This window comes from Nonomuraea sp. NPDC050153 (assembly GCF_044460125.1).
In the GTDB taxonomy this organism is placed as follows: Bacteria; Actinomycetota; Actinomycetes; order Streptosporangiales; family Streptosporangiaceae; genus Nonomuraea.
The window spans coordinates 78995-103534 of record NZ_JBITJQ010000033.1 but is presented as its reverse complement, the minus strand read 5'-3'; the positions used below and the strand labels follow the sequence as shown (position 1 = coordinate 103534).

Annotated in this window: 25 protein-coding genes; 8 read left to right on the top strand and 17 right to left on the bottom strand. The window is 68.5% G+C overall.

All coding sequences use genetic code 11. The annotated features are described in order from the left end of the window. The first annotated feature begins 38 nt into the window (after window positions 1-38). Window positions 39-1496, top strand: coding sequence for a glycoside hydrolase family 32 protein (locus ACIBQ1_RS48890; RefSeq protein ID WP_397288580.1), 1458 nt, complete (start codon window positions 39-41; stop codon window positions 1494-1496). 248 nt (window positions 1497-1744) lie between these two features. On the opposite strand, the gene ACIBQ1_RS48885 is transcribed toward ACIBQ1_RS48890, so the two are convergent. The 3 genes from ACIBQ1_RS48885 to ACIBQ1_RS48875 all read right to left on the bottom strand — a co-directional run bounded on the left by ACIBQ1_RS48885 (window position 1745) and on the right by ACIBQ1_RS48875 (window position 4970). Then, the gene (locus tag ACIBQ1_RS48885) at window positions 1745-2542 is read right to left on the bottom strand and encodes a hypothetical protein (protein WP_397288578.1); all 798 of its coding nucleotides are present in this window, start codon (window positions 2540-2542) and stop codon (window positions 1745-1747) included. Window positions 2543-3040: 498 nt separating this feature from the next. Beyond that, window positions 3041-3892 (bottom strand): sterol desaturase family protein, encoded by an 852-nt coding sequence (locus ACIBQ1_RS48880; protein WP_397288576.1) that lies wholly within the window; start codon window positions 3890-3892, stop codon window positions 3041-3043. A 169-nt stretch (window positions 3893-4061) separates the two neighbouring features. After that, the gene (locus ACIBQ1_RS48875) at window positions 4062-4970 is read right to left on the bottom strand and encodes a helix-turn-helix domain-containing protein (protein WP_397288574.1); all 909 of its coding nucleotides are present in this window, start codon (window positions 4968-4970) and stop codon (window positions 4062-4064) included. 281 nt (window positions 4971-5251) lie between these two features. On the opposite strand from ACIBQ1_RS48875, the gene ACIBQ1_RS48870 reads away from it, so the two are divergent. Next, window positions 5252-5773, top strand: a complete 522-nt coding sequence (locus ACIBQ1_RS48870) for a hypothetical protein (RefSeq protein ID WP_397288572.1) — start codon at window positions 5252-5254, stop codon at window positions 5771-5773. 58 nt (window positions 5774-5831) lie between these two features. On the opposite strand, the gene ACIBQ1_RS48865 is transcribed toward ACIBQ1_RS48870, so the two are convergent. Continuing rightward, window positions 5832-6470, bottom strand: a complete 639-nt coding sequence (locus ACIBQ1_RS48865) for a CocE/NonD family hydrolase (protein WP_397288570.1) — start codon at window positions 6468-6470, stop codon at window positions 5832-5834. A 31-nt stretch (window positions 6471-6501) separates the two neighbouring features. Then, on the bottom strand, window positions 6502-7725 hold the full coding sequence (locus ACIBQ1_RS48860) for an oxygenase MpaB family protein (protein WP_397288568.1): 1224 nt from the start codon (window positions 7723-7725) through the stop codon (window positions 6502-6504). 177 nt (window positions 7726-7902) lie between these two features. Here ACIBQ1_RS48860 and ACIBQ1_RS48855 point away from each other — a divergent pair, with 177 nt between their 5' ends. Together ACIBQ1_RS48855 and ACIBQ1_RS48850 are read left to right on the top strand one after the other, a co-directional pair. Then, window positions 7903-8550, top strand: a complete 648-nt coding sequence (locus ACIBQ1_RS48855; RefSeq protein WP_397288672.1) for a TetR/AcrR family transcriptional regulator — start codon at window positions 7903-7905, stop codon at window positions 8548-8550. Between the two features lie 650 nt (window positions 8551-9200). After that, window positions 9201-9938, top strand: coding sequence for a DNA polymerase beta superfamily protein (locus ACIBQ1_RS48850; protein ID WP_397288566.1), 738 nt, complete (start codon window positions 9201-9203; stop codon window positions 9936-9938). 249 nt (window positions 9939-10187) lie between these two features. On the opposite strand, the gene ACIBQ1_RS48845 is transcribed toward ACIBQ1_RS48850, so the two are convergent. Next, a complete protein-coding gene (locus tag ACIBQ1_RS48845) occupies window positions 10188-10424 on the bottom strand; it encodes a hypothetical protein (protein ID WP_397288564.1) in 237 nt (78 codons plus the stop codon). A 453-nt stretch (window positions 10425-10877) separates the two neighbouring features. Between ACIBQ1_RS48845 and ACIBQ1_RS48840 the strand changes: the two genes are divergently transcribed. Further along, complete coding sequence (locus ACIBQ1_RS48840; protein WP_397288562.1) at window positions 10878-11120, top strand: hypothetical protein; 243 nt, start codon at window positions 10878-10880, stop codon at window positions 11118-11120. 479 nt (window positions 11121-11599) lie between these two features. Here the strand turns inward: ACIBQ1_RS48840 and ACIBQ1_RS48835 are convergent, their stop codons facing one another. Next, complete coding sequence (locus tag ACIBQ1_RS48835; RefSeq protein WP_397288560.1) at window positions 11600-12355, bottom strand: DinB family protein; 756 nt, start codon at window positions 12353-12355, stop codon at window positions 11600-11602. Window positions 12356-12375: 20 nt separating this feature from the next. Continuing rightward, window positions 12376-12945 (bottom strand): dienelactone hydrolase family protein, encoded by a 570-nt coding sequence (locus ACIBQ1_RS48830; RefSeq protein WP_397288558.1) that lies wholly within the window; start codon window positions 12943-12945, stop codon window positions 12376-12378. A gap of 60 nt (window positions 12946-13005) precedes the next feature. Here ACIBQ1_RS48830 and ACIBQ1_RS48825 point away from each other — a divergent pair, with 60 nt between their 5' ends. After that, window positions 13006-13575, top strand: a complete 570-nt coding sequence (locus tag ACIBQ1_RS48825) for an ArsR/SmtB family transcription factor (protein WP_397288556.1) — start codon at window positions 13006-13008, stop codon at window positions 13573-13575. A gap of 4 nt (window positions 13576-13579) precedes the next feature. Beyond that, window positions 13580-14707, top strand: coding sequence for a winged helix DNA-binding domain-containing protein (locus ACIBQ1_RS48820; RefSeq protein ID WP_397288554.1), 1128 nt, complete (start codon window positions 13580-13582; stop codon window positions 14705-14707). Between the two features lie 36 nt (window positions 14708-14743). Here ACIBQ1_RS48820 and ACIBQ1_RS48815 read toward each other — a convergent pair whose 3' ends face one another. Continuing rightward, a complete protein-coding gene (locus ACIBQ1_RS48815) occupies window positions 14744-15712 on the bottom strand; it encodes an IS630 family transposase (protein ID WP_397288670.1) in 969 nt (322 codons plus the stop codon). A gap of 255 nt (window positions 15713-15967) precedes the next feature. Beyond that, window positions 15968-16576, bottom strand: a complete 609-nt coding sequence (locus ACIBQ1_RS48810) for a TetR/AcrR family transcriptional regulator (RefSeq protein ID WP_397288552.1) — start codon at window positions 16574-16576, stop codon at window positions 15968-15970. 93 nt (window positions 16577-16669) lie between these two features. Here ACIBQ1_RS48810 and ACIBQ1_RS48805 point away from each other — a divergent pair, with 93 nt between their 5' ends. Next, complete coding sequence (locus ACIBQ1_RS48805) at window positions 16670-17419, top strand: SDR family NAD(P)-dependent oxidoreductase (protein ID WP_397288550.1); 750 nt, start codon at window positions 16670-16672, stop codon at window positions 17417-17419. A 125-nt stretch (window positions 17420-17544) separates the two neighbouring features. On the opposite strand, the gene ACIBQ1_RS48800 is transcribed toward ACIBQ1_RS48805, so the two are convergent. From ACIBQ1_RS48800 to ACIBQ1_RS48770, 7 genes are all read right to left on the bottom strand, one after another. Continuing rightward, window positions 17545-17820, bottom strand: coding sequence for a heme-binding protein (locus ACIBQ1_RS48800; protein ID WP_397288548.1), 276 nt, complete (start codon window positions 17818-17820; stop codon window positions 17545-17547). Between the two features lie 3 nt (window positions 17821-17823). Continuing rightward, window positions 17824-18582, bottom strand: a complete 759-nt coding sequence (locus tag ACIBQ1_RS48795) for a MerR family transcriptional regulator (protein ID WP_397288546.1) — start codon at window positions 18580-18582, stop codon at window positions 17824-17826. 10 nt (window positions 18583-18592) lie between these two features. Continuing rightward, the gene (locus ACIBQ1_RS48790) at window positions 18593-19477 is read right to left on the bottom strand and encodes a DUF2268 domain-containing protein (RefSeq protein ID WP_397288544.1); all 885 of its coding nucleotides are present in this window, start codon (window positions 19475-19477) and stop codon (window positions 18593-18595) included. 467 nt (window positions 19478-19944) lie between these two features. Further along, the gene (locus tag ACIBQ1_RS48785) at window positions 19945-21111 is read right to left on the bottom strand and encodes a glycoside hydrolase family 68 protein (RefSeq protein ID WP_397288542.1); all 1167 of its coding nucleotides are present in this window, start codon (window positions 21109-21111) and stop codon (window positions 19945-19947) included. Between the two features lie 213 nt (window positions 21112-21324). Continuing rightward, entirely contained in the window at window positions 21325-22149 is an 825-nt protein-coding gene (locus ACIBQ1_RS48780; RefSeq protein ID WP_397288540.1) for a carbohydrate ABC transporter permease, read from the bottom strand. Beyond that, window positions 22146-23072 carry a carbohydrate ABC transporter permease gene (locus tag ACIBQ1_RS48775; protein ID WP_397288538.1) on the bottom strand — a complete coding sequence of 309 codons (927 nt, stop codon included), beginning with the start codon at window positions 23070-23072 and terminating at the stop codon, window positions 22146-22148. Before ACIBQ1_RS48775 ends, ACIBQ1_RS48780 begins: the two co-directional genes overlap by 4 nt. 8 nt (window positions 23073-23080) lie before the next feature. Next, window positions 23081-24442 carry an ABC transporter substrate-binding protein gene (locus ACIBQ1_RS48770; RefSeq protein WP_397288536.1) on the bottom strand — a complete coding sequence of 454 codons (1362 nt, stop codon included), beginning with the start codon at window positions 24440-24442 and terminating at the stop codon, window positions 23081-23083. Window positions 24443-24540 lie beyond the last annotated feature (98 nt).

Below are 24540 nucleotides of genomic sequence, written 5' to 3'. Positions count from 1 at the left end.
CCTTCCCCAGCAGCTCTGATACCCCGAAAGGCACGTGTGTGTCCACCACGCCCTTTGACCCCCACCGGCCCGTCGCGCACCTGCGCCCACCCCGCAACTGGATCAACGACCCCAACGGGCTGGCCTACCACGACGGCCACTACCACGTCTGCTACCAGTACAACCCCCACGGAACCGACCACGCGAACATGCACTGGGGCCACTTCCGCAGCCCCGACCTGCTGAGCTGGGAGCCGCTGCCGATCGCCCTGGCCCCCACCCCCGGCGGCGAGGACGCCGACGGCTGCTTCTCCGGCAACGCCGTCTCCGACGGCGACCGGATGATCGCCTTCTACTCCGCCTACCGCGAGGATCGCTGGAGCCAGCCGGTCACCTCCGCCCAGTCCCACGACGGCGGCCGCACCTTCCGCCCCCGCGGCGACCTGCTCATCCCCCAGCCGCCCGACGGCTGCACCATGTACCGCGACCCCTACGTCTGGCAGGACGGCGCACGCTGGCGAATGCTGGTCGGCGCCGCACTCGCCGACGGCCGCGGCGCGGCCCTGCTGTATGAGTCGCCCGACCTGGAGACCTGGACCTACCAAGGGCCGTTCTGCACCCGGGAACCGCAGGACGTCACCGGGACGCAGGCCCGTACCGGCAGGGGCTGGGAATGCCCTCAATACCTGCCGGCGGGCTCCGGGCGCGGCGCCCTCATCACCAGCGCATGGAACGACCACGACGGCCCGCAGTGCGTCACAGCCCTGGTCGGTGAAGAACGCGGCGACGACTTCGAAGCCGGCCCGCCCATCCTCCTGGACCACGGCCCGGACTGCTACGCGCCCGCGCTGCTGCGCGCACCGGGCGACCGATGGCTGCTGTGGGGCTGGTCCTGGGAAGCCCGCGACGACGCGTGGTCCGCCGCAGCAGGATGGGCCGGCGTGCTCACCCTCCCCCGCGAGATCACCCTCACCGACGACGGCGGGCTGCACCAGCAACCCGCCGCCGAACTGCTCGCGCTGCGCGGCGAGCACACCGTCCACGCCACGGGTACCACCCACGGCCCAGAACCGGTCGACCTCGGCGGCGTCGGCCGCGCCTTCGACCTGACGGCCCGCCTGGAGCCGACCGGCGATGCCGGTCTGCGGCTGCTCACCACCGCGGACGGCTCCGAGTACCTCGACCTCCGCCTCGACCCCGTGGCCGGTGAGCTGATCGTCGACCGCGACCGCGCCTCGCTGGACGCCCGAGCCCGCGGCGGCGCCTACCGAATGCCCTGCCCCAGCCACCAGCCGGTCGACCTGCGCGTGGTCGTCGACCACTCCATCGCCGAGATCTTCCTGTCCACCACCGGCCAGGCGCTCACGCTGCGCTGCTACCCGACCGGGGATGGCCCATGGCGGCTGCAGGCCCACAGCGCACCGGGCGCGCGCCTCGGCTACGCCGTCGATGCGTGGGAGCTGCTGCCTCTCGTGATCAAGGAGCCGAGCGCCGACGCCGTAGAGCCGGAAGGGTGATCTGCAGGACAGCGGTCACAGCCACGTCGCAGCCACGTCCTCCAGATGGCGGTTCATGCCGAGCATGGTGACCGGAAGGGCACGCCGTGGAGCAGCCCGAGGCGACTGCCGTTGTCGGCCCGCATGGACCCCTGCTCCCCGGCACGGCATCGGCGCTCGTTCACCTCAACAGCTCGGCCGTGAGTGCGGTGACCGCCTGGGCCGGGGGTGAGGAGGGGCACACCGGCCAGGCGGGGAAGTCACCTACGCTATCGGCGGTTGGACCACAGCGGCTGGTTGTCTCGAGAGTAGATGATCACTTGGCCGTCGTTGCCGACTGCGAGCCACGCCCCCGCATGGCCGGCGGTCGGGGTCGTCCACAGTGGCTTCAGGTTGGCGTCGTACACCACGAAGTTGCCCTCCGATTGCATGATCGACCGGGCGCCGGGCTTGCCGGCCGTCGGTGTGGTCCACAACGCACGCTGGTCGCCCTGCATGTCGTACAGGACCACGTTTCCCTCCTTCTGCTGCACAAGCTTGAACCTGCCGTTCTGGGAGCGCACCGACTGCCCGGCACGCAGCGAGTGTCCAGAAGGGAGCTTGCCGATGTAAAACCTGGACGACCAGAGCGGCTCGTTGTCCCGCGAGTACAGCACCAGATCGCCGCCGCTCTCCGGGAGCAGCAGGTAGGCGCCCCGGTTTCCCGCCGTAGGGGTCCCCCACAACGGCTTGTTGTCGGAGGTGTAGATGACGAGATTGCCCTCTTTCTGCATCGCCGCCTTGGCACCGGGGTTGCCGGAGGTCGGGGACGTCCACAACGCCGTGGTCCCGTCGTAGAAGACGAGATTTCCCTGCTTTTGCTGGATGAGGCGGAACCGGCCGCCCTGCGACGTCAACGATTGGCCGGGCAATAGCCACTCGCCCGGCCCAAGCCGGCCCTCGGCCTCCTCGCGCACGACATCGGCGGTATCGGCGGCCGCGGTACCGCTCACTTGTGACGTGAGGAATACCTCGCCGGCAACCACGACGGCCAATGCCAGCGCCGCCTTCTTCCTGAACGCTTTCACGTGAACTCTTCCTAGACAGTCCGCTGACTTACAAGGAATGAAGTATGGAAGGTGCAGATGATCCGCAGCTATCCAGATCGCGTCGCACGAACTGCGCTCTTCGGATCGAATGGAGGGCGATGATCGCGTACTCTCAGCCGGTCTTGCTCTCCGCCGCACCCGCATCGCCCAGCTGTCCCGCCTGCCAGCAACGCTCGGCACCGTGTTCCGCCTGCAGATTCTGCGCGCCCGCGTGATGGAGGAGGGGCAGGCGCGACGCGAGGTCACCGGCAGCCCGCAGAGCGGGGCGGTCAGCCCCCGTCTTGTGCAACGTCTATCTGCACCGGCCGGACCGGGTCTGGGACGAAGCGGACGGGACGCTGGTCCGTTATACCGACGATCTGATCGCGATGTGCTGGTCACGCAGTCAGACGATGCGGGCGCTGGCCCGGTTGACCAGGCCAGCCGCCTGGGCCCGGCTGCGCTCTCGTAGTCGCCAGGGCCGCGATGGCCAAGAGATCACGTCGTCTGCTGCTGCATGACAGGGTCGCCTTGTGGAGCTTCGGCGTGACAGGCGCCGGAGGCGCGGAAGGGTTCGGCCAGCTGGGCCAAATAGGCGGTGGGATAGTTCGGTTTGGCGGCCATGCCGAGCACGTCGGAGGTGAAGCGCCGCCTGGGGTCGTAGGAGAAGGTGCCGAGTAGGTGGTCCCAGATGAGAGTGAACAAGCCGAAGTTGACGTCGCCGATGCCGGCCCATTTGAGGTGGTGGAAGCGATGGCCCTCGTTGAGGGCAAGTACGTACTTCAGCGGGCCGATGCGGTAGTCGGCGTTGGAATGCTGCAACAGCAGCTGGACGGCCGCGGCCAGCGCGGCTGCGGCCGCAACCTCGGCTGATATGCCGGCCAGCAGCAGTGGGGCGAATCCGGCGGTGCTCTCGATGCTCTGGTGCAGGGGGTGCTTCATGAGGCCGTTCAGGCCGTAGAAGCGTTTGACGCTGTGGTGAACGGCGTGGAAGCGCCACAGCGCGCCGACCTTGTGGCTGGCGTAGTGCATCAAGGTCACTCCCACGTCGGCGATCAGGATCGCGGCCAGCACCTGCACTGCTAGCGGCCATGGGCCCGTCCAAGGGATCAAGGCGGCCAGCAGCGGCACCACCGACAGGCTGACCAGGACGACGATCTCGTTGACCACGACATGGGCGGCGTCGCGGCCGGTGTCATCGTGGCCGACGTTCCAGGGACCGTGATAAGGGATGAGCCGCTCCACGGCGAACGACAGCATGATCGCCGCGGCCAGCAAGGCCAGCAGCCACGCCTTGGCGGCGCCCGACGCGATCAGGGCGACGCCGACGCCGTTGACGCCGATCAGCATCAGCGGCACATAGCCGTACCGGACGAGTGCGGCCAGCGGGCGTGAGGCGCCGCCGGCGGCGGGAAGGGCCGTGTTATCAGTGTTCGTCATGGCTCCGAGCCTGGCCGGTCCCACCAGGTATGGCCTTGAACGGATCCGCTGTTGCTGGGAGGGCGGCTACCGGCCTCGTTCAGCGGGCCGAGGCGGGCCGGCCGGTGGCCGCCATGGCCTGGCTGGGCGTGAGGCCGAACATGGCGCGGAAGGTGCGGGTCAGATGCGCACTGTCGGCGAACCCGGCTCCATGGGCGGCCTCGGTCAGCGTGGCGCCGCCGCGCACCGCCTCGATGGCGTGCAGCAGCCGCGCCCAGCGCCGCCAGGCCGGATACGGCAGATGCAGGTGCTCGGCGAACAGGTGCCCCAACCGGCTGGCCGACACCCCCACCCGCGCGGCGAACTCGCCCAGCAACAGCTGCCCGTCCATAAGCTGCGGGATCATCTGCAGCGCACGGGACAACGAGGCCGGCAGCGCCGGCGCAGCCGCAGACGCCCCGTTCTCGGCAAGCCCCGAGCAGAGCACCGGCAGGCCTGCCGGGTCAGGCTGCAGGCGGGACGCTTTGGCGGCGATCAGCGGGCGGACGGCCCCTACCCAGGTGGTGGTGGCCGCCGGGTCGCCCTCGGCCACGACGCGCGCGCTGGCCGCGCGCACGGCCACACCGGCCCGGTCGACGTAGGCCAGCAGGCCGTGCGTGCCGGGGGCGGCCCGCAGCTCATGGCGGATACCAGCTGGGATGATGGCGGCATCGGCGCGACGCTGGTCGCCATGCCGGTCAGTCAGGATCACCTCGCCCTCCAAGACCAGCAGGACCTGCACCGCGGCGTGCGCGTGCGGTTCGGCCGATCCGATCGCGCCCGTGAAGGCGAGCAGGCCCGGAGCAGTGCTCGCGGCTCCCGCCCAGCCGGGCGTCGATTCCCCACCGGCCCGCGCTGTCGCGCGGGCCGGTGCCGCCACAGTGTGCCGAAACATCACCCTGTCAAAATAGCGCTGCCCCGCCGCGCGATCCTCCTCTGCCCCGCCAACGGCAAGAGCGGAGATGGCCACCCACCGCGCTCAGATGCTGGCGAACGAGTGGTATCGGCGCGTCTCCTGCACCGGCGGCCCGGAGACCGTGTCGTCACCCGGCTTGGCCGCAGCGTGCCGGCGACCTGGAACCGCAACCGCGCCGCCGTCACCTCCTGGCTCACCTGGTGCCAGACCAAGAAGCACCCTGGTGCGACGCGATGCAGGCCCTTCCGACTTCGGTGACAGTTTCGATGGGTGCAACCGCTCGAGCGATCCTTGGTCCCGGGTGATGTACGGGCGAAGCCCGTGCCTTTGCGATTGTGTTGAACAGGATTTTCTACAACCGGCGCCCTTTACAAAGTAAACTTGCTAGAAAGCGTTCAGCCGAGGAGACGCCGATCCGGCAGTTGACGACCGGCGCCCCATCGGGTGGGTACGGGTTTCAGCGCATTGATCAGATAGTCGGCCGCCCGTCTGGCCGCCTTGCACTCCCAGGTCAGGCGGTGGTGGCCCCCGCACCACGAGATCAATGGATCAGCGCGCTGGTGGCCCACATCCGCCGAGTCCGAGGTCTGGCCGAAGAAATCGCACGAGCCGTCACCGAACCGGACAGCGCGCTGGGCAAACACTGCACCGCCGCCATCACCGCGGCCGGCGAACTGGTCGCTCGGGTGGAACAAACCGGCCGCCTACGAGCGCCCGTTACCCGTGACACCGTCATCGCGCTGGCCACCGCGGTCGCCTGGGCCGGCGACCAGCGCAGCTGCGAGCGTCCCGACTCCGAAGACCTCATCGACATTCTGCTGTACGGTCTCGTCACCCGAGACGTCACACCGGAGTAGGGCTTGTCTCAGCTCGCTTGCGAGACAGCTGAGCGCACTGACGCCGCGCTATGACGAATCATCGGTGTCGCTTGAAGCAGTGGGCCGTGGGGGTCAGGCTGATGGTCACCTGCTGGGTGCCGCCCTGGTCGAGGCGGATGATGCCGTCGCACAGATTGGTCGCCGTACCCTTGGGCGCGACCTCGCACAGGCGGGCGAAGAAGTCGGTGTGGCCGAGCGTCGAGCGGGCGCGCAGGCTGGCCGAGACGGTGCCCATGGTGGTCGTGGCGGCTCGCACCGGGTCGCCGGTGAAGGTGAGGACGTCCGGACGGGCCTCGAGTTTGCGGTTGTCCTTGTCGAGCAGTGACGTGGCGAGATGGCCGTTGTAGGTGGTGTAGAGCCGGCTGAGCGCGCCGTCGAGGCGCATCGGCTCGCCGCGCAGCACGCCGTAGACGCGGGAGGCGGCCATCTGTGACACCAGCGCCTTGAGGTGGTCGGGGGCGCCCGCGCCCGAGGCCAGTTGCACGTAGCCGTAGTAGCTGAGGCCGAACATGGCGACCGAGCCGCTGAACCACGGCTGGGTGGCGAGCCATTCCAGCGTCGCCAGGCCGTCCTCGCGCTCGTTCCTGGACGGCTCGAACTCTCCGGTGGAGCCGAAGGTGCCGCGGCAGTTCTGGAAGACCACCTGGTAGCCGCGCTCGGCCAGGAGACGGCTCATCAGGTGCGCCTTCCGGACTCCTGGACCGTGATCAGCTGGGCCGATTGCCCGTCGGAATCACGATCTTGGTTTGTGCCCCCTTGGTGAGGTAGTACGTGGTCCACTTCTTGACCATCTCGTCGAGAAGCCAGGCGGCGGCGGGCACCAGCGGCAGCCCGATCAGACCCTCCCGGAACTGCACCAGTAGCGGCCAGGCGGCCTTGACCACCGGGTCCCACAGCGGCTCGCGCCGGATGCCGTTCCAGTCGGCCACCTGGTTGCCGGTGAGGTACCTGGCGAACGCGTTGACGAGAGACTTGTCGATGCCGCCGGGACTGGTCAGCTCCGCGAGCATGTCCCGCAGGATGGCGTTGAGTTCCACCCCTTCCGGGGTCGGCCCCATGTTCCTGGGCAGGACCAGGTCCGACTGCGTGTAGGAGGAGTCCCAGGTGGCGGGCAGGAACTCGTCCCTGATGCCGAGCATGTGCCCCAGCATCTGCACCGAGTGCAGGTACCCCGCCGCCTCGGTGGAGGAGATCCGCACCTTCCACTCCCGCATCCCGCGCATGGAGTAGGTCGCCAGGGTGTGCCACGTGACGAGCATGTCCTCCTGGCTGATCGGGATGGGGCCGGACCAGTGGGGAGACGACTTCAGCAGGTGCCGCACCGCCGCGTGCACCAGCCGGGTCTTCACAGCCTCGACCACCGCCGTGCCGCCGGCGCCCCAGGCGTTCTGGGGTCTGACCGCGTACGCCAGGATGTTCGTCTTGGCGATCCGGTCTTTCAGATCCGCACCGCCCGCGGAGTAATAGACGGCGCGTGCCTCCTTGGGGATGGCGGTGGCCAGCATCCCGGCGCCGACAATGGTGAGGACGACGATGTAGTTCCCCTTGAGCGCGTGGAAGCGCGCCCCGGCATCCAGCATGGCGGGGTCGGCCCACGACGGCAGCTGACGCGCCTGCTCGATGAAGGCCCGCAGATCCTCCGGCAGTCCCGCGGGCAGGGGCTGGTCGTTGCGGTTCCAGTCGTACAGCAGCCGGTTGACCTCGGGTATGACACCGCGGTCGAACAGTGAGGCGAGGAGCGGATCGGCCACGTCGTCCCACACCCATCGGGGGTCGGCGCCGCTGCCGGAACCCGCGATCGAACCGCTGGCCGGCCACGTCCAGTCGCCGGACAGGGAGTCCGCCTGGGCCGGGGAGATCATCCCTAACGCGCCGAGCGCTCCCATGGCGGTGCCCGAGATCAGTACTTCGCGCCTGCTCAACTCTGCCATGCTCTGCACTCCTTCGAGGTGAGGTCCGCTCCGGGCATGCGAGGAATGGATGATACTGAGAAACAAATCATGAGTCTGTGTATCATCATCAGAGCACAGTGTGACGAGCATCACAAGACCGCGTTTGAGGGAGAATCCCTACAGGAGGTGATCGTGGAATCTGTGCTGTCCGGATTCATGGCGCAGTCGGACTCGGATTCGTTGCTGCAGCGCGCCTATTTCGATGCCGTCGAGCGCGTCGACGACAGCGACGAGCTACGGACGCGCATCCTTGACGCGGCGTACGAGCAGTTCTGCCGGATGGGCCTCAGGCGCTCCACCATGGAGGACGTCGCCCGGTTGGCGAAGGTGTCGCGGATCACGGTCTACCGGCGGTTCGACACAAAGGACGCGCTGATCGAACACGTGGTGCGCCGGGAGTTCCGCCGCTATTTCGACCAGTTCCTCATCGACATAGAACAAGCCGGCACCGCCGCCGACAGGGTGGTGCTGGGCTTCGTGAGCTCATTGCGGGCAATTCGCGGCAACCCGCTGATCGGGGGGCTCATCGCCACGGAACCGGACCTGCTGGTCCCCTCCATGACGGCCGACGGGGGGCAGACCCTCGCCACCGTACGGCGTTTCGTCGCCGGTCAGCTCCGCAGCGAGCAACGCGCGGGCAACGTGTCGAGCGGCCTTGACGTCGACCTCGTGGCCGAGATGATGGTGCGGATCTCCACCTCTTTCCTGACGATCCCCAGCGTCGTCATCAACCTGGATGACGACGAGCAACTGGCCGCGGTGGCCCGGCGGTTCCTCGTACCCATGCTGGAGCCACCAGCCTGAGCTTCAGTCTCGTCATCGCCGACAGGTTAAACCCCGTTTGTGGTCGCTCGCCCGGGCACCGGTCGAGCTGTCGTCGACGTCGCGAGAGCCGGCGACGACAGCGGGGGCGAGGTCTCGGCTGACCAGAATGTGATCGGTGCGGGCGCCTTGGCCGTTATCGACCTCGGGCTGGAGGGTGGGCCGAATGTCGCCGGCCAGACATCCCGCGCTCACCCATCCGGCCTCGGCCAGAACCATGCCCGCACGCCGGTCGCTGCCCCACTCCCCCACGGCATGGTGTCCCAGACCCGCGCCCGCGGGCATGGTCGGGCAGCGCCGCCCAGCCCGGCTCGAACGCATCGTGGCCCGGACGAGACGTTCATCTTGGGCTATTGGCCTCTTCTTGCAGGTCAGAGCGAGATGATCTTTCAGGAACGCAAGCCACACGGACCGGCCTTTGAGGCAAGTCGCATCCAAGGCGTGTCCCAGCGTTCGGCCGAGCCCACGAGTAACCACGAAATTTGATCATTTGCCCTATCCTCGACGGAGGCGTGCGGCCTGGCAGGGCTTCGCCCTCGGAGCGCTGGTCCAGCGGTGGGACGGTTGGTCACCCACGCCGAACCAGGTCCGCCTCGACCCCATGGACAACACGAACCCCTGAAGGACATCCCATGGCCGACACGACCAATAGCGTCCTGCTCGCCGGCATCGTCGGCTCCACCGCCTACGGCCTGGCCGGACCCGACTCCGACGTCGACCGGCTCGGCATCTTCGTCACTCCCACGCTGGCCATGGTCGGCCTCTCCCGGCCCAAGGAAAGCATCGTCCAGACGAACCCCGACCGGTCGCTCCACGAGGTGGGCAAGTGGTGCTCGCTCGCGCTGGGTGGTAATCCGACCGTGATGGAGCTGGCGTGGCTGCCCGACAACCTGTACGAGACCCGCACCCCGCTCGGCGACGAACTCATCGCCATCCGGACCGCGTTCCTGTCCGGCCCGCGAGTCCGTAACGCCTACCTCGGGTACGCCACCCAGCAGTTCAAACGCCTCGACCAGCGCGGCGACGGCTCGTTCTCGGCCGACACCCGCAAGCGGACCAGCAAGCACGCCCGCCACCTCGCCCGCCTCCTGCACCAGGGGCGCGAGCTGTACGAGACCGGCCACTTGCCGATCCGGCTCCCCGACCCCGAGGCGATCCGCACGTTCGGCGAAAGGGTCGCCGCCGGCAACATCGAGGAGGCCCAGGACCTCCTGGCGGCCACCGAGAAGGCGTTCGACACCGTACGTACGCCACTGCCCGATCAGCCCGACGCCGCGACGGTCGAAGCGTGGCTGCGCGAGGTCCGCATCGCCCACTGGGACCCACCGGCCGGTAAGCAGGAGCGCATCGTCCAGGCGCGGCGCGGGTGAGCAGGGCGGGTTGCGAGGTGCAGTCGAGGAGCCGGCCGTAGGCGGCGACCGGCTGCGCCTGTTGCTGTGGGGTGAGGGCGGGTAGCGCAATAGGTATCCGGTGCGCAGGACGACCGGCCCACCTCCGCGACGGTCGCCCTCGCGGCGCGGGCCATCATGCGCCTTCTCCGGTTGAACGAGCCACTCAGGCCCGCCGCACAGTCCGCGCCTGCTCGATGCGCGGCAGCGACGAAGGCGGCAGGCCAGTTCCTACTTGCTGTGATCGATGACGTTGCCGTTGGAGCAGTTGTTCACGTGGTCGCCCACCCAGTCTCCCAGGACCGGGACCACCGCCACCTCCTGCAAGCAGACGGCCGCGGCGGTGAAGTTCCAGTTGTTCGCCGCGTTCACCCCTCCGCCGAAGTTCGAGTCGTTGTCGGCGTGGGCGGGAACGGCGATCCCGACCGCGCCGAGTGCGAGCAGGGTCGTCGCGAAAGCCTTCTTCATGCGGTCACTCCCGTCGTTGAACCAAACACTTCAACTACTGAGAGTAATCTAAACATTGCTCATCGTGAAGATCTCTTGACCATGATGGACACGTGACAGTGTCCGCATAAAGAACCTGGATGGCCTCCGAAGGGCTGCGCCGGGAAATCCACCGGCACTCGGTCGCCGCCCCGGGCGCCCGGCCGATCCGGACCCTGGTACGGGCGTAGCGGCGGGCCCGCCGGCAACGATGAACCGGTACGGCGGGTGCCTTCGCGGACGGACGGGAGCGCGCATGGAGCCGACCGGGGAGGAACCCGGAGCCCGGCAGGCACGCGCGGCCCGGGAACGGATCGCCGTCGTGGTGCGGCGCATGGGCGGCGGACCTCCGGCCGTCCCCCCACGCAGGAGGAGCTCGAGGACGAGGTCGTCGCCCGGCTCCTCGCGGGCCTGGAGGAGGGCGGGGAGGGCACCGTGGAGCTGCGGCGCGCGATGGCGGCGGTGCTGCACCGGGTGGACGCGGCGGGTGCCGCCATCGAGGCGGCCCTCGTCAGTGGCGACCGCCGCATCCAGGAGCGCCTCACCGAGGCGTTCGGCGAGCTGAGCGGCGACTTCGCCGAGTTCCGCCTGCTCCTGGAGGACATGTCGCGCAAGGTCGCGGAGCTTGTGCGGGTACGGCACCGTGAGGAGGCGCGGGCCCAGAGGGGGTCCCGGTAGTGATGAAGGAATTTCCAACGAAGTAGCCTCTGACCTGCGGCGACTCCGATCTCTGCGGCTAAGGTCTCGATTCGCCTACGGGTGTGGATCCCCGATTAGCAGCGAACGAGGTCGTACGCCTGCTTGGCCGACACCTTGGATAGCGGTGACTCAAGGCGGGCAGGTCCGGATCATGACGTTCGAGCAATTCGAGAGGGCGCTGCTGATTGCCTACTTCGAGGCAGCGCAGGCTGACTCCACCGCTGCTCTGTTCGGGCCCAGCGGAGGCGCAGACCAAGTAACGACGAAAGGGGGAGTCCCCTGGTCGCGGCAGGTGTGCGCGCGAGGGTTACGGCTCGAACATCGAGGGATGAGTCCGGCGCGATAACGATTACTGGGCCGTTTCCGCAGGTCGGAACTGGAAGAGACGGGAGTTGAGGAGCCGGGAGTAGCAGCACGCGATGCGGCTGGAGGTCATTTCCGGCCGGGTCAGCGCCAGTTCAGGCACCGACCTCGAGCACGGCGAGGTCGCGCACCGCATAACGGTGATGCTCGGCCTCTTCCTCCAGCACCACCTTGAGGCAGCGGCGCACGACGTACTCCTGGTCGGGATACGGGTCCGCCGGCTTGCGACCGCATACCCGATCGAGCTTGGCCTCGGTGAGCCCGTCCACGACACGCCGCATCGTGGCCATGCGGGCGAGTCGTGGCGCGAGCACCTCGTCGAGCGTCGGGGTGGCTTCGAGGGCGAGACCAAGCTTCGCCGTCGCGTCGGGTGGCATCCCGCCGCCAGGGAGGCCCAACGGGTGGTACGGCGCTTCCTCCTCCAGCACGGCATTGCCGAGCCAGGCGTCGCCGGCGAACAGCAGGTGCCGTTGGGTCTCGACCAACGACCACTCGCCGTTGACCTGCTCGTGCAGCTTGGCCTCGGGCAACAACCTGGCGCGGTCGAGCGTCGCCGCCCACAGCGTCTCGATGGCATCCCAAGCAGCCCGATAGTCGTCGGGGGACGCGGCGTCACGCGCCAGCACCCGCGTGGGGTGCTGCCGGTCGAGCTCAGCCTCGACGTAGGCGGTCACGTCGACGTCGTTGACGACAAGGCGCTCGAAGTCGCCACCGAGGTAGACGTCGCTCCCATAGCAGTCGACGATCTTCAGACCGCTGACCTCGCAATCGCGGATCTCCAGACCGGCAAGGTCGCACAGGTGGAGGCGGGCACCACGGAACTGGTCACTCTGGGCGTATTCAGCAGTCATTGAGGCAGTATCCCTGTCCGTCACGGTGCGATTCGGCCGAGGAAGTCGAGCGCGCGGCGCTTGAGCAGCGCGGCCGCGTGGGCGTCATAGGAGGGCAGGCTGGCGTCGGCGAACAGGTGCCGGTCACCCGAGTAGACGAGCAGCTCGCCGTGCATGGCCGAGGCGACCAGGGTGCGGGCGGCGTCAAGGTCGCCTTCGCCGGCGAAGATAGGGTCGGCGTCCATGCCGTGGATCTGCACGGGCAGCTCCTCCGGCCATTCTGAGGTGGGCAGGCAAGCCTCGAAGAGCAGCGCCCCGCGGGCCCCCGGCCGGGTCTGCGCCAGCGTCTGGGCCGCCATGACGCCGAGCGACCAGCCGACGTACACCATCTCGTTCGGCAGGGTGTCGGCGGTGCGGACACCCTGCTTGAGAAGCTTGTCGAAGCCGATCTTCTCGGCGTGGGCCTGGCCGTCGTCCAGGCCGGCGAAGGTGCGCCCGGCGAAGAGGTCCGGTGTGTGCACGGTGTGCCCGGCCTGGCGTAGCTCGTCGGCGAAGGAGAGGAACCCGGTTGTCTGCCCCTGAATGTGGTGAAACAGCAAGATCTCCGCCATGAGGCTGCCTCCTATGAACCAGATATCTCGAACAATCGAAGATGGTAGATTAGTTGGGATATGTCAATCAATGTTCCCGACTACGAGCTCGCCGACACGATCGTGCTGACCACTCCGGAGCAGGTCCGGGCCATCGGCGATCCGCTGCGGACCACGATCCTCGGCCTCCTGCACGAGCGGGCCGCGACCGTGACCGAACTGGCCACCGCGGTCAAACGGCCCAAGGGCACGGTCGCGCACCACGTCAACGTTCTGGCCGAGGCTGGGCTGCTGTACGTGGTACGGACCCGGCGCGTACGGGCGATCGACGAGCGCTACTACGGCCGTACGGCCCGGATGTTCTACGTCGGCGTCGGCCAGGCTCCGGGCGGCGGCCCGCTGCCGCTGGACTTCAACGACTTCGAGGTCGCGGCCAAGGAATCCGCCGCGGCCTATCAGGCTCATCAGCTGTACGCGTTCATCCGGCATGCCCGCATCTCGCCGGATCGGGCCACCGAGTTCTGGCATCGGATCAAGGACCTCGTGCAGGAGTTCGACCTGATGCCTCGTTCCGGTGAGACGACCTACGGATTCGCCGTCGGCCTGTATCCCATGACGGACTATCCGACCCTGCCGGTCGAGGAGGAATGACGGCATGCTCACCGCGCGGGAACTCAACCGGTCCACTCTCGCCCGCCAGTTGCTTCTGGGGCGGGAGGCCCTCGATGTCGCCGAGGCGGTGCGCCGGGTGGTGGCCCTGCAGGCGCAACATGCGGCTTCGCCGTACCTGGCCCTGTGGAATCGGATCGCCGCGTTCGACCCGGTCGACCTGGACGCGGCTTTCGCTGACCGCAAGATTGTTAAGGCCACGCTCCTGAGGATCACGCTGCACGCCGTTCACGCTGACGACCACCCCCACCTCCATGAGGCGATGCAGCCCTCGCTGCGCGGCGCCCGGCTCGGCGACCCGCGCTTCACGCGCAGTGGCATCACCCCGGCCGACGCTGACGCGCTGGTGGGCGACCTGCTGGCCTTCGCGGATCAGCCCCGGTTCGCGGACGAGATCCAGTCATGGATCGAGAAGCGGCTCGGCGTTCCGCCGAAGGGTGTGTGGTGGGCGATTCGGACCTACGCGCCGCTCCTGCACGCGGCCACGGGAGCGCCGTGGTCGTTCGGCGCCCGCCCGGCCTACGTCGCCGCCGCAATCCCGCCGACGCTCGGAGCGGAAGCCGACCAGGCCCTGCAGACGCTGGTCCTGCGCTATCTGGAGGGGTTCGGCCCGGCATCGGCTGTCGACGTGGCACAATTCGCGCTGGTCACCCGCAAGCGCGCCCGCGGCGCGATAGACGCCCTCGCAGGCACACTCCAGCGGCTGACCGGGCCGGACGGCTCGGAGTTGTTCGACCTGCCAGGCGCGCCTCGCCCGGCCGAGGACACGCCCGCCCCGGCACGGCTGCTGCCCATGTGGGACAACGTCCTGCTCGCCCACGCCGACCGCAGCCGGGTCATCCCGCCGGAGTATCGCAGGCTCGTCACCCGCACCAACGGCGATGTCCTGCCGACGCTCCTGGCCGACGGCTATGTCGCCGGCGTGTGGCGGCCAGCCGGGGATGGGATCGAGGCCACCGCGTTCCATCCGCTGCCCGGCCAGGTGTGGGATGAGCTGGCCGCCGAGGCGCAGACGCTGGCGGCGCTACTGGCCGACCGCGAGCCGGGGGTTTACCGCCGCTATGACCGCTGGTGGTCCGATCTACCCGGCGCGGAGGTACGGATCATCCGGTAGATGGCTAAGTGGTCGTCTGCGTAATTCTCTCGGGGGTTACGCGGCTGCGTCGAGTAAGGCAGGCTGATGCTCGCAGCCGGTGAGCTGCTGGGAGTTGCGCTCTTTCTGTTCGTGTCGCTCGATCCGGGCCATCAGGTCCTCGAGGTCGGCCGGGGTGAACTTCCATCTGAAGGGCCGGGCGGTCTCGTTGTAACGGCGCTCGAAGGCGATCAGCCGGTCTTCGACCTGGTCAAGGCTGGTGAAGTCGTTGGGTGAGACGACTTTGCGCTGCACGATGGAGAAGAAGATCTCTACCTGGTTCACCCACGAGGCATGCACGGGCGTGTGCACCATGACCGCGTTGGGGAACGTCGTGGTGAGCCGGTCGGCGGCGGCCTTGCCACGATGAGAGGAGCCGTTGTCGACGATCCAGAACACGCGCTTGGCCGAGGCGTAGGGCTCTTGGGTCATGACCTGGGTGACCAGGTCCATGAACGGGACGATCCCGGTCGTGGCCGCGCAGCGGCCGAACACGCGAGCGGCGTGAACGTCGTAGGCGGCCAGGTAGGCCAGCGCGCCACCGCGGTCGTAGTCGTGGTTGAGGCGCATCATCCGCGATCTGCCGGGTGGCAGGGTGGGGTGGCAGCGGCAGCGGGCCTGAATGGAGGTCTTCTCATCGGCGCTGATGACGTACTCGTCGTCGCCGAGCGCAAGGGCGTCCCACCGGCGCGCGTACAGGTCGAGCACGTGAGCGGCTTTGGCGGCGAACTGTGGGTCGCGGATGAAGATCCACGATTGGTGCTGCCAGGGCCTGAGCGTGTCCTCGGCCAGAATCCGGCGCACCGTGGAGGCCGAGATCGCCGCTGCCAGGCCGCGGGTGACGGCCTCGCGCGCCAGTTCGGGGCAGCTCCAGCGCGACAGCGGCGCGCCGGTCTCGGCCGGCAGCTGGCAGGCCAGTGCCTTGATCTCGGTGCGCTGGAGCGGGCTGAAGGTGGGTGGCCGGCCGGAGCGGGGCCGGTCGGTCAGGCTCTTGATGCCCTCCTGACTGCGGTAACGTCCCCCGCCATAACCGCACGGTGTCCACCGTCACCCCGCGACGCCGGGCGATCTTGTTGCTGGAGTGGCCGTGCGCGGCATCCAGCCCGGTGTGTGCCGGCCCGTGAGTGTGCGTGGCCCGCGACTTCATGCACCCCCGGGTCTTCGGCACGACGCCGGTGATCGTGCTCCCCGTCCCGGCGCTCGTGGGCATGATCTCCCCGCTCGTCCAGGGTGAGACGCGCATCAGGTGCGCGGCCACTGCCGTAGGGCCATGTCGGCCACCATGTGGAGGTCGTCGCGGGTGGCGCCACCGGCGGCCTGAACGGCGATGCCGTTGGCCACGGCCATGAGGTATCGGGCGAGCAGGCCGGGATCGCTCCCTGCGGGAAGGTCGCCCTCCTCGACGGCCCGCTGGAACCGCTCCCGCAGGAGCGAGATGCCGTTGTCGCGCCAGGCTGCCAACGTATCCCGGGCGTTGAGACCGGCCTCGCCCGCCGCCAGGGAGCCTTGGACGCCGAGGCATCCGGCAGGACAGCCGGGACTGGTGGTGGCCCGGACGGAACCGTTGAGGAACGCGGTGGCCACTTGCCACGCCGTCGGCTGCTCCAGGGCCTGCGGGACGTACGCGGCGGGGCCGTCGGTGTAACGCTGCAGGGCCTTGTGGAACAGGTCTTCTTTGCTGCCGAAGGCGGCGTACATGCTGGTGCGGCTGATCCCCATGGCGTCGGTCAGGTCGGTCAGGCTGGCGCCCTCGTAGCCCTGCTCCCAGAAGACACGCATGGCCTGGTCGAGCGCCTCCTCGACGTCGAAGCCGCGTGGCCGGCCGATCGGCGCCTTCCTCCGGGTGTTCACGTGATCGATCATACCCCTTCTGTACCGATCGGTGCTGAACTGCTATCGTCCACTTCGGCACCGATCGGTACAAATTTCTATCGAGGTGAAAGCATGGGACAGTTGGAAGGCAAGACCGCCGTCGTCACCGGCGGCGGAACGGGGATCGGTCTGGCCAGTGCCGTACGGCTGGCGGCCGAGGGCGCGCACGTGTTCATCACCGGCCGCCGAAAGGCGGTCCTTGACGCTGCGGTGGAACGCATAGGCCCAGCGGCGGTGACCGCCGTGCCGGGCGACATCTCGGACCTGGCAGACCTGGACCGGCTCTATGCCGCGGTCCGGGCTCGGGGCCGGGGCCTGGACGTGCTGTTCGCCAACGCCGCCGCCGCGTCGTTCGCGACGCTGGAGCGCATCACCGAGGAGCACTTCGACGAGACCTTCGGCGTCAACGTCCGGGGCACCTTGTTCACGGTACAGAAGGCGCTGCCGCTGCTCAACGACGGCGCATCGGTGATCCTCAACAGCTCGGTGCGCGCCGGTGACGGTGTCGCGGCATTCGGCACGTACGCGGCCTCCAAGGCGGCGATCCGCTCCTTCGCCCGCACCTGGGCCAACGAGCTCAAGGGCCGGAACATCCGGGTCAACGCGATCTCCCCGGGCACCATCGACACTCCTGGACTCGACGGCGTGGCCGGGACGGCGGACACGCCCGTCACCAAGTCAGACTTCGCCGCAGCGGTCCCCCTCGGCCGGATCGGACGCCCGGACGAGGTCGCCAATGTGGTCGCATTCCTCGCCTCCGACCAGGGCAGCTTCTTCCTCGGCGCCAACCTGGTCGTCGACGGGGGCGAAGTGCACATCTGACGGGTGTCGTCCTGTCCGATCCCTGCCGATTGTTCGTCCTCGGCTTCGCCTGCGGACCCGCTCCTCCCAGGGGGAAGCAGGCGTTGACGGGGAAGGCAGAAGGATCGGGATCGAGTTCGGCGTGCTCAGCCTTCCATCGCGTCCCTCGGCATGGGTCGCCACGCAGATGGGGATGCCGCCGCCGAAGGCGACCAGACGGTCCACGCCGTGGGGGCGCCCATCGCCAGCGGGGCGTCGTCCTTGATGAACTCGTACCAGGCCTGGGTGCTCATCCCGAACCCGGCGGCGGTGTAGGCCTTGTCGGTGGCGACCTGGATGGCCATGACCGGTCCGCCGTCCATACGGGCGAAGTCGGCCAGATGCCCGGCGGCGTCCACCACGGTCATTTCCGCGAACCACACGAGCTACATCCTGGTCCGCGCGTACGCGTGCAATGCGTCGCGGACGAACGTCGCCCCCGCGGCATCGTCGTACATGGCGGCGAAGCGGGGGTCGTCGACGTACATGTCCCCCAGGCCTTTCACCATCTCGATCGAGCGCTCCCGATCTCCCCCGGCCGTGGGGGTACCCGGAATCTGGCTCAGCCACCGCACGTGCTGGGCAGCCAGTGACTGAGCGCGTTCCGACGTCGGAGAAACCCCGGCCTTCACCGCGGCGACCCATGCGGCGACGAGGTCCTCGGTGGCCTGCTTCCACGCCCGCTGCTGGTCAAGGGTCTTGCCGTGCCACCAGTCGTTGCTCACCTGGAACGCGCGCTCGCCCCAACGTGAGATCACCTCGTCCTTGTAACGGTCGTTGAACCCCGCCAACATCACATCCATCCGCGGTTCCACCCCCGCCTGCAGGGCCTCGATCGTGTGACGTACAGAGCGGATCTGCCGATCGATGCGGTCCCGTTCCTCTTCCAGAGCGGCGATGTGGGCGCGCAGCCCGTCGCACGTGTCCACCTCGTCGGCCAGGACCTCGGCGATAGCAGGCAAGCCCATGCCGAGCCGGCGCATGAGCAGGATCCGCTGCAGCCGGGCGACCGCAGCGGGGTTGTAGAAGCGATACCCGTTCGCGCCGACCCGGGACGGGGCCAAGAGCCCGAAATGGTCGTAGTGACGCAGGGTACGGCTGCTGATGCCGGCCCTCGCCGCGAGTTCCTGGATCGTCCACTCCATCGTTCCAGTGTTACCCGCGCCGGAGCGTGGCTGCGATGATCTCCGAGCTGTCAGCGTGCAGGGCCTGCGCCGCCGTCTGCCCGGTCGCCGCCAGGTACGTGTCGACCAACCGGTTGCCGGCGGCGTACCCGGCGCCCATCGGCAGTCCCACCGGCGTGAGACCGAAACGCTCGGCACTGGGGTCGCCGTGCACCCAGGCAGTGAAGTTCTGCATGCCTGTCACGTCGAGCCCGGTGAGCACCTTGCCGAAGATCTCGTCATCGTGCAGGTGCGGCACGCCGATACGGGTGGGACCGAGCTCGTCGCCGTAGAGCTGCCGGGCGAAGGCGTCGGCCAGGCCCTCGGAGACGATGTGGTCGCCGACCGTGACGGTCATCGGGTCCCACACAACCCCGCCCGGGCCGAACCGCAGGTTGTGGTTGAGCTCGTGCACGGCGGTGGCCTCCAGCCGCTCCACGTTCTCGGGGAAGGGCCAGAGCGTGATCACGATGTGGCCCGAGATGCCGCCGAACCCGGTCACTCCTTGGCAGGGACCCATGAAGTGCTCGTCACCCGGATCGCCGAGCACGAACAGCACGGTGATGTCCGGGACCCCCAGCCCCGGCGTCGCCTCCAGCAGTACGGCGAGAGCGTCGTCGAGGGCGCGTTGCATCCGCTCCCAGGCTCCGGCCGCCGCCAGGGTTTCGAGCGCGTCGAGGCAACGCTCCTCGTCGCGGTCAATCGGGAACCCGGACGCTTCGAGGTGCATGGCCACCAGGTCGACCTCACCGGGGTAGTAACGGTAGATGCCCCTGGCGGGCTCCAGCATCGAACGCAGCAGGTCAACGCGGTCCGCCACCGGGGCCAGCAGGATCCGCCTCATGGCGGAGCAGGTGTCAAGAACAGTGATCGACATGGCCCCGATGCTAGAAGTTGACGCAGCGTCAAAGTCAACCCAGCGGCGCTCCCCGTCGAGGCGATGACCGGCGACCACCGACCTGACCCGTCACACGACCGTGGTGACATCGACCCGAGCGGGCCCATAGCTGACCCAGCGGGGCACTTCTTGATTGTGGGTGACGTACGGGCGAAGCCCGTGTCCTTGTGGTTCTGGGTAACCGGATTTGCCTCAACCGACGCCCTTTACAAAGTAGACTTCGTGGCGGACGTTGGAGTGTGCGACGTAGCCGGCCTGGCGGGCTCGGTCCTTCCCACAGTTCGTGGCCGCCTGCCATGTCCCCGGTGAACACGACGAGGTCACCCCGGCCGGAGATGGACCTGATGGTCTTCCGTGAAGCTCTCCCCCAGTGCCATGACCCCCGCCGTCACGGCGGGACTCGTGGGCGGGATCGCTCTCGGCGCGTTGGGAGATCGCGCCCCACGTCACGAACCGGCCGGGGTGTTCTGCAGACCCGTCGCGACCGGAACAACAGATGTGGTCAGGCCGTCCAGGGTGAGCCTGAGCATCGGGGCGATGGTGCCGCCGAACCCGGCCCGTGCCTGCGCGGCTCCCGCGTATCGGAGGTCGATGCCCTGGTGGGAGTGGTAGTTGGCGAAGCTGACCACGTGGAGGTCCGGCAGCACCAGCCAGGCATAGGCCTGGTCGGGTTCGAGGGAGGGGTTTTGGAGTACGAGCCCGGATCCGTTGAGCGGTTCGTAAGGTCCGGTCAGGGCGGGCGCGGCGAAGCCGTACAGCCCGGTGGGCGCGCGGCCGGACGGGTGGAAGGTGTGGCGCTGGGTGGAGAAGAAGAGGTAGTACCAGGAGTCGTGGACGATGACGTGTGGTCGTTCGAGCTCGTGGTTGATGCCTTCGGCGACAAGCAGAGGCGGGAGCAGCGACCAGGCGCCGCCCCGTGGCTCGGCCAGGGCGATGGCGCCGGCGAAGGTGTCCTGCCAGGCGGTGGATGCGGCGATGAGCAGATATTCGCGCCCGTCGGCCGGGTCGCGGAACCAGCCGGGATCGCGGAAGGCTCTGATCCGGCCCGGTGCCCCGTCGAGTTCGTCGGCCGGCAGGCACATCCGGCCATCGGAGCGCAGGACCTCTCGATGCTCGGCGTCCTGCCGCAGCAGGATCCGGCCACGGTCGTCGGCGGTCAGGATGGGGCGGGTCTCGATGACACTCTGCCGGAAGGTCGGGCGTGGCTCGCCGCGCCGTCCGGCGGCTGTGTAGAACACCGACACCGTGCCGTCGGGCCGGCGGACCGCCGATCCTGACCATTCGCGGCTGCCGGGCGAGACGCCGTCGGCGAAGGCGTTGCCCAGGTCCTTCCAGTCCTCGCCGTTCTTGCCGAGCAGACGGATCCGGGCCTGATCGTGGCGCTCCTCGGGGTGTCCCAGGGCGGGCGCGGACAGGGCCATCCACAGCTCGTAGCCGCCGGCCACGCTCGTCGAGCCGTCCTCCTCCTGGATCGGCCACAGGTCCCACAGGTCGTGGTCGGGCAGGATCCGCGGTACGGCAGCCGGGTCGATGACGGGCGCCGTGGTCACGCCGGTCTCGGCAAGCAGATCGAGGTGCCGGCGAGTCCAGCGCGCCGGTCGGCCACCGCTCACGCGGCACCGTACCGGCGGCGATGACCATCGGCCCGGTGCGGAAGCATGACGGATCCGCTCGCGGCGCCCGGGCGTCTTCTTGGAACCATGGATGACCTCGTCTTCAGTCGTGGGAGGTGGTGGAGCCAGCTGGGGCCTATGGGTCAAGCCAAGGCAAGGCGAGTCGCCACGGCTCCCACACCGATGCCGGTGCCGGCGTCGCGCTCATCGCCGTCAGCCCTTCAGGGAGCCCTGGAGCAGGGCCTTGACGAAGTGGCGCTGGAAGATGAGGAAGATCACGAGCGTGGGTGTCAGGATCAGCAGCGATCCGGCGCACAGCAGCGGGATGTCGGTGCCCCACTGGCCCTGGAAAGCGCCCAGGGCGCCCGACATGGTGCGCTTGGTGGGGTCGTCGACCAGGACGATGGCCAGCAGGAACTGATTCCAGGTCCACAGGAACAGCAGGATGCCCAGGGACGAGATCGCCGGCATGGCCAGGGGGACGTGGATGCGCCGGAACAGCTGCCACACGTTGGCGCCGTCCATCCGTGCGCTTTCGGACAGCTCGCCGGGCATGTTGACGAAGTGGGCGCGCATCCAGAAGACGCTGAACGGCATGAACAGGCCGATGAGCGGCAGAATGATGGCCCAGCGCGTGTTCAGCAGCCCCATGTCGCGGATCTGGTAGTACAGCGGGGTGATGATGCCCTCGAAGGGGAGGGTCAGGCCGAGCACGAACAGCAGGAAGATCACGCGGCCGCCGATCACGCGCAGGTGGCCGATGGCGAAGCCGGCCATGGTGCCCAGCAGGATCGAGATCGGGACCACGCCCAGCACGATGAGCACGCTGGACTTCAGCAGTTCGCCCATGTTCGCGGCCTCGAAGGCCCGCGGGAAGTTGCCCCACTGCGGGTCGTCGGGCCAGGCCAGTCCGGCCGGGTAGGTGCCCGAGGGGTGCAGGGCGGTGACGAAGAGGCTGAGGAACGGCAGGAGCGTGACCGCCATCATGCCGATGAGCAGCAGTCGGCCGGTCCAGGCCTCCCGGCCTGCGGTGATCATCGGTTGCCGTCCTTTGCGAACCACTGGATGGGAAGGGCGCAGGCGATCACGAGGACCATGAGCACCACCGCCAGGGCCGAGGCCATGCCCACCTCGCGTTCGGAGAAGGCCAGGTAGAAGATCTGGAGCCCGGGAACCATCGTCGTGTTGCCGGGGCCGCCCTGGGTGGAGATGTAGATGATGTCGAAGCTGGCCAGGGCGGCGATCACGGTCACGGTGACGCAGACCGCGATCTCCTGGCGCAGGCTGGGCACCGTGATGGAGATGAACTCCCGCCACGCTCCGGCGCCGTCCAGCCGGGCAGCCTCGTAGAGTGCCGGGTCGATCTTGCTCATACCGGCCAGCAGCAGCAGCGTGCACAGGCCGAGCAGCACCCAAGCGCCGATCATGCCGACCGCCGGCAGGGCGGTGGCGAAGTCGCCCAGCCAGGCCCGGGTCACCCCGCCGAGGCCGATGAGCGAGAGCAGCTGGTTGACCACTCCGGTGGAGGCCAGCAGCCAGCTCCACGCGATGCCGGCCGCCACCAGCGGGATGACCTGCGGCAGGAAGAGCACGGTCCGCGCGACGAGGGCGAGCCGGCTGGCGGCGATCCGCCGGATCGTCGCGGCTATCGCCAGGCCCAGCACGACCGGGATCGCGCTGAAGAACACGATCAGCTGGAAGGCGTTCACCAGCGAGTCGGACAGGTCCGGGTCGGTGAAGACCTTGCCGTAGTTGGCCAGCCCCACCCAGGTGGAGGCGCCGATGCCGTTCCACTCGTACAGCGAGTACTGGAACGTCAGGGCGATCGGGCGCAGGACGAACACCGCGTAGAAGACGAGCGCCGGGGCGACGAACAGCCAGCCGACCAGGCCGCGCGCGTCGCGCAGCGTGGTCACGACCGGCCGCCGGTGCGCGGGTCGGGCGCCGGCGGAACGGGTCATCAACTGCCTCAGTTCCCTTCGAGCTGGCCGGCGTAATCGGACTGGACCGTCTTCAGCAGCCCCTGCGGACTCTGCTGCCCGGCCGCCAGCTTCTGCAGCTGCGGTGTCCAGCTCTTGGCGTAGATGGCGCCGGTGGCGTTGGCGATGAAGTCCATCGCGCCGTTGTCCTTGGCGATGTCCGCCCCGGCCGCCAGGGTGCTCGCGGTGACCTTGTCCGCTGCCACGGCCGGCATGTACGCATCAGCCGGTCCCATCGGACGTGATCCGCCGACCTCGACGCCGATGTCGCGGGCCCGCTTGTCGGTGGCGACCCAGTTGAGGAAGAAGGCGGCGCAGTCGGCGTTCTTGGCGTTCGCGGCGATCCCGAAGGTGAGGGGCGCCGACATGGCGGCGCGCTTGCCGCCCTGCTGCGCCGGCGGCATCAGAGAGAAGCCGACGTTGCCCGGCATCTGCTTGTCGAGGTTGCCCGACTCCCAGTCGCCGTTGAACATGAACAGGCCCTGGCCGTCGATGAAGCGGCTCATCATGGTCGCGTAGTCGAGCGCGTTGACGTCCTTGGGAAAGTATCCTGCTTTGACCCATTTCTCCAGATGTTGGGCAGCCTGCAGGTTCGACGGAGTGTCGATGGTGGCGCCGGGCTTCTGGAAGATCCAGTCGTTGATGGGCCCGGCAGGGCCGTAGGAGGCCATGAGGTTTTGCAGCGGGAACGCCAGGCCGCCGGTGGCGCCGCCGTTGAACTGCAGGATGGGAGTGATGCCCGCGCTCTTGGCCTTGTCCAGCACCTGGTCGAGCTCCGCCAGCGTGGTGGGCGGCGTGGACATCCCGATCCGGGCGGCGAGCTTCTTGTTGTAGAAGACGCCGGTCATGCTGAAGTTGAGCCCCAGGGCGTACAGCGAGCCCTCACCACGCGGGCGCCCGCCCGGACCCAGGCGCAGCTGCTCAAGCTGCGAGGCCGGCCACTTGTCCCAGCCGAACGCCGTCGCGTAGCCGTCCAGGTTCTTCAGCAGGTTGTCCTTGACCAGCTCGGAGACCTGGGGCAGGCGCATCAGGTCGGGCGGGTTGTCCGCCAGCACCCGCGGGGCGTTCTGGGTGATGACCGCGAACTGGTCCTCGCGGATGTCCCAGGTGACGTTCGGATGTTGCTTGGTGAACTCGGTGGTCAGCGCCTTGGGCAGCGGGAAGCCGGTCTCGAAGTAGCCGTTCAGCTTGATCGGCGACGAGCCGCAGGTGGGCGCCGCGGACATCGACGACGTGCCGGTGGCCTGGGGCTGCGGGCTGTTGCCGCCGGGAGCCGCACAGGCGGCGGTCAGCGTCCCCATGGCGATCACAAGCGCGGCCCCGGACCTGCCGGGGCGGACTCGACGAGCCATGTGCATCTCCTCTGCTGCTTGGGACAATCGGCACCGGGCTGATGTCCCGACTTCGTTGCTAAATCGGGTTAGCGCCGATAGTCTCACCATGTGCGCCG

Excerpts from the sequence above, each read along its gene's own strand:
- ACIBQ1_RS48880 (WP_397288576.1), bottom strand. The coding sequence starts at position 3,892 with ATGCTGATCGGCGTCAACGGCGTCGGCGTCGCCCTGATCGCGTCGGGC.
- ACIBQ1_RS48865 (WP_397288570.1), bottom strand. The coding sequence starts at position 6,470 with ATGAGCCGTCTCCTGGCCGAGCGCGGCTACCAGGTGGTCTTCCAGAAC.
- ACIBQ1_RS48860 (WP_397288568.1), bottom strand. The coding sequence starts at position 7,725 with ATGGCAGAGTTGAGCAGGCGCGAAGTACTGATCTCGGGCACCGCCATG.
- ACIBQ1_RS48855 (WP_397288672.1), top strand. The coding sequence starts at position 7,903 with ATGGCGCAGTCGGACTCGGATTCGTTGCTGCAGCGCGCCTATTTCGAT.
- ACIBQ1_RS48850 (WP_397288566.1), top strand. The coding sequence starts at position 9,201 with ATGGCCGACACGACCAATAGCGTCCTGCTCGCCGGCATCGTCGGCTCC.
- ACIBQ1_RS48845 (WP_397288564.1), bottom strand. The coding sequence starts at position 10,424 with ATGAAGAAGGCTTTCGCGACGACCCTGCTCGCACTCGGCGCGGTCGGG.
- ACIBQ1_RS48835 (WP_397288560.1), bottom strand. The coding sequence starts at position 12,355 with ATGACTGCTGAATACGCCCAGAGTGACCAGTTCCGTGGTGCCCGCCTC.
- ACIBQ1_RS48830 (WP_397288558.1), bottom strand. The coding sequence starts at position 12,945 with ATGGCGGAGATCTTGCTGTTTCACCACATTCAGGGGCAGACAACCGGG.
- ACIBQ1_RS48825 (WP_397288556.1), top strand. The coding sequence starts at position 13,006 with ATGTCAATCAATGTTCCCGACTACGAGCTCGCCGACACGATCGTGCTG.
- ACIBQ1_RS48820 (WP_397288554.1), top strand. The coding sequence starts at position 13,580 with ATGCTCACCGCGCGGGAACTCAACCGGTCCACTCTCGCCCGCCAGTTG.
- ACIBQ1_RS48805 (WP_397288550.1), top strand. The coding sequence starts at position 16,670 with ATGGGACAGTTGGAAGGCAAGACCGCCGTCGTCACCGGCGGCGGAACG.
- ACIBQ1_RS48795 (WP_397288546.1), bottom strand. The coding sequence starts at position 18,582 with ATGGAGTGGACGATCCAGGAACTCGCGGCGAGGGCCGGCATCAGCAGC.
- ACIBQ1_RS48790 (WP_397288544.1), bottom strand. The coding sequence starts at position 19,477 with ATGTCGATCACTGTTCTTGACACCTGCTCCGCCATGAGGCGGATCCTG.
- ACIBQ1_RS48780 (WP_397288540.1), bottom strand. The coding sequence starts at position 22,149 with ATGATCACCGCAGGCCGGGAGGCCTGGACCGGCCGACTGCTGCTCATC.
- ACIBQ1_RS48775 (WP_397288538.1), bottom strand. The coding sequence starts at position 23,072 with ATGACCCGTTCCGCCGGCGCCCGACCCGCGCACCGGCGGCCGGTCGTG.
- ACIBQ1_RS48770 (WP_397288536.1), bottom strand. The coding sequence starts at position 24,442 with ATGGCTCGTCGAGTCCGCCCCGGCAGGTCCGGGGCCGCGCTTGTGATC.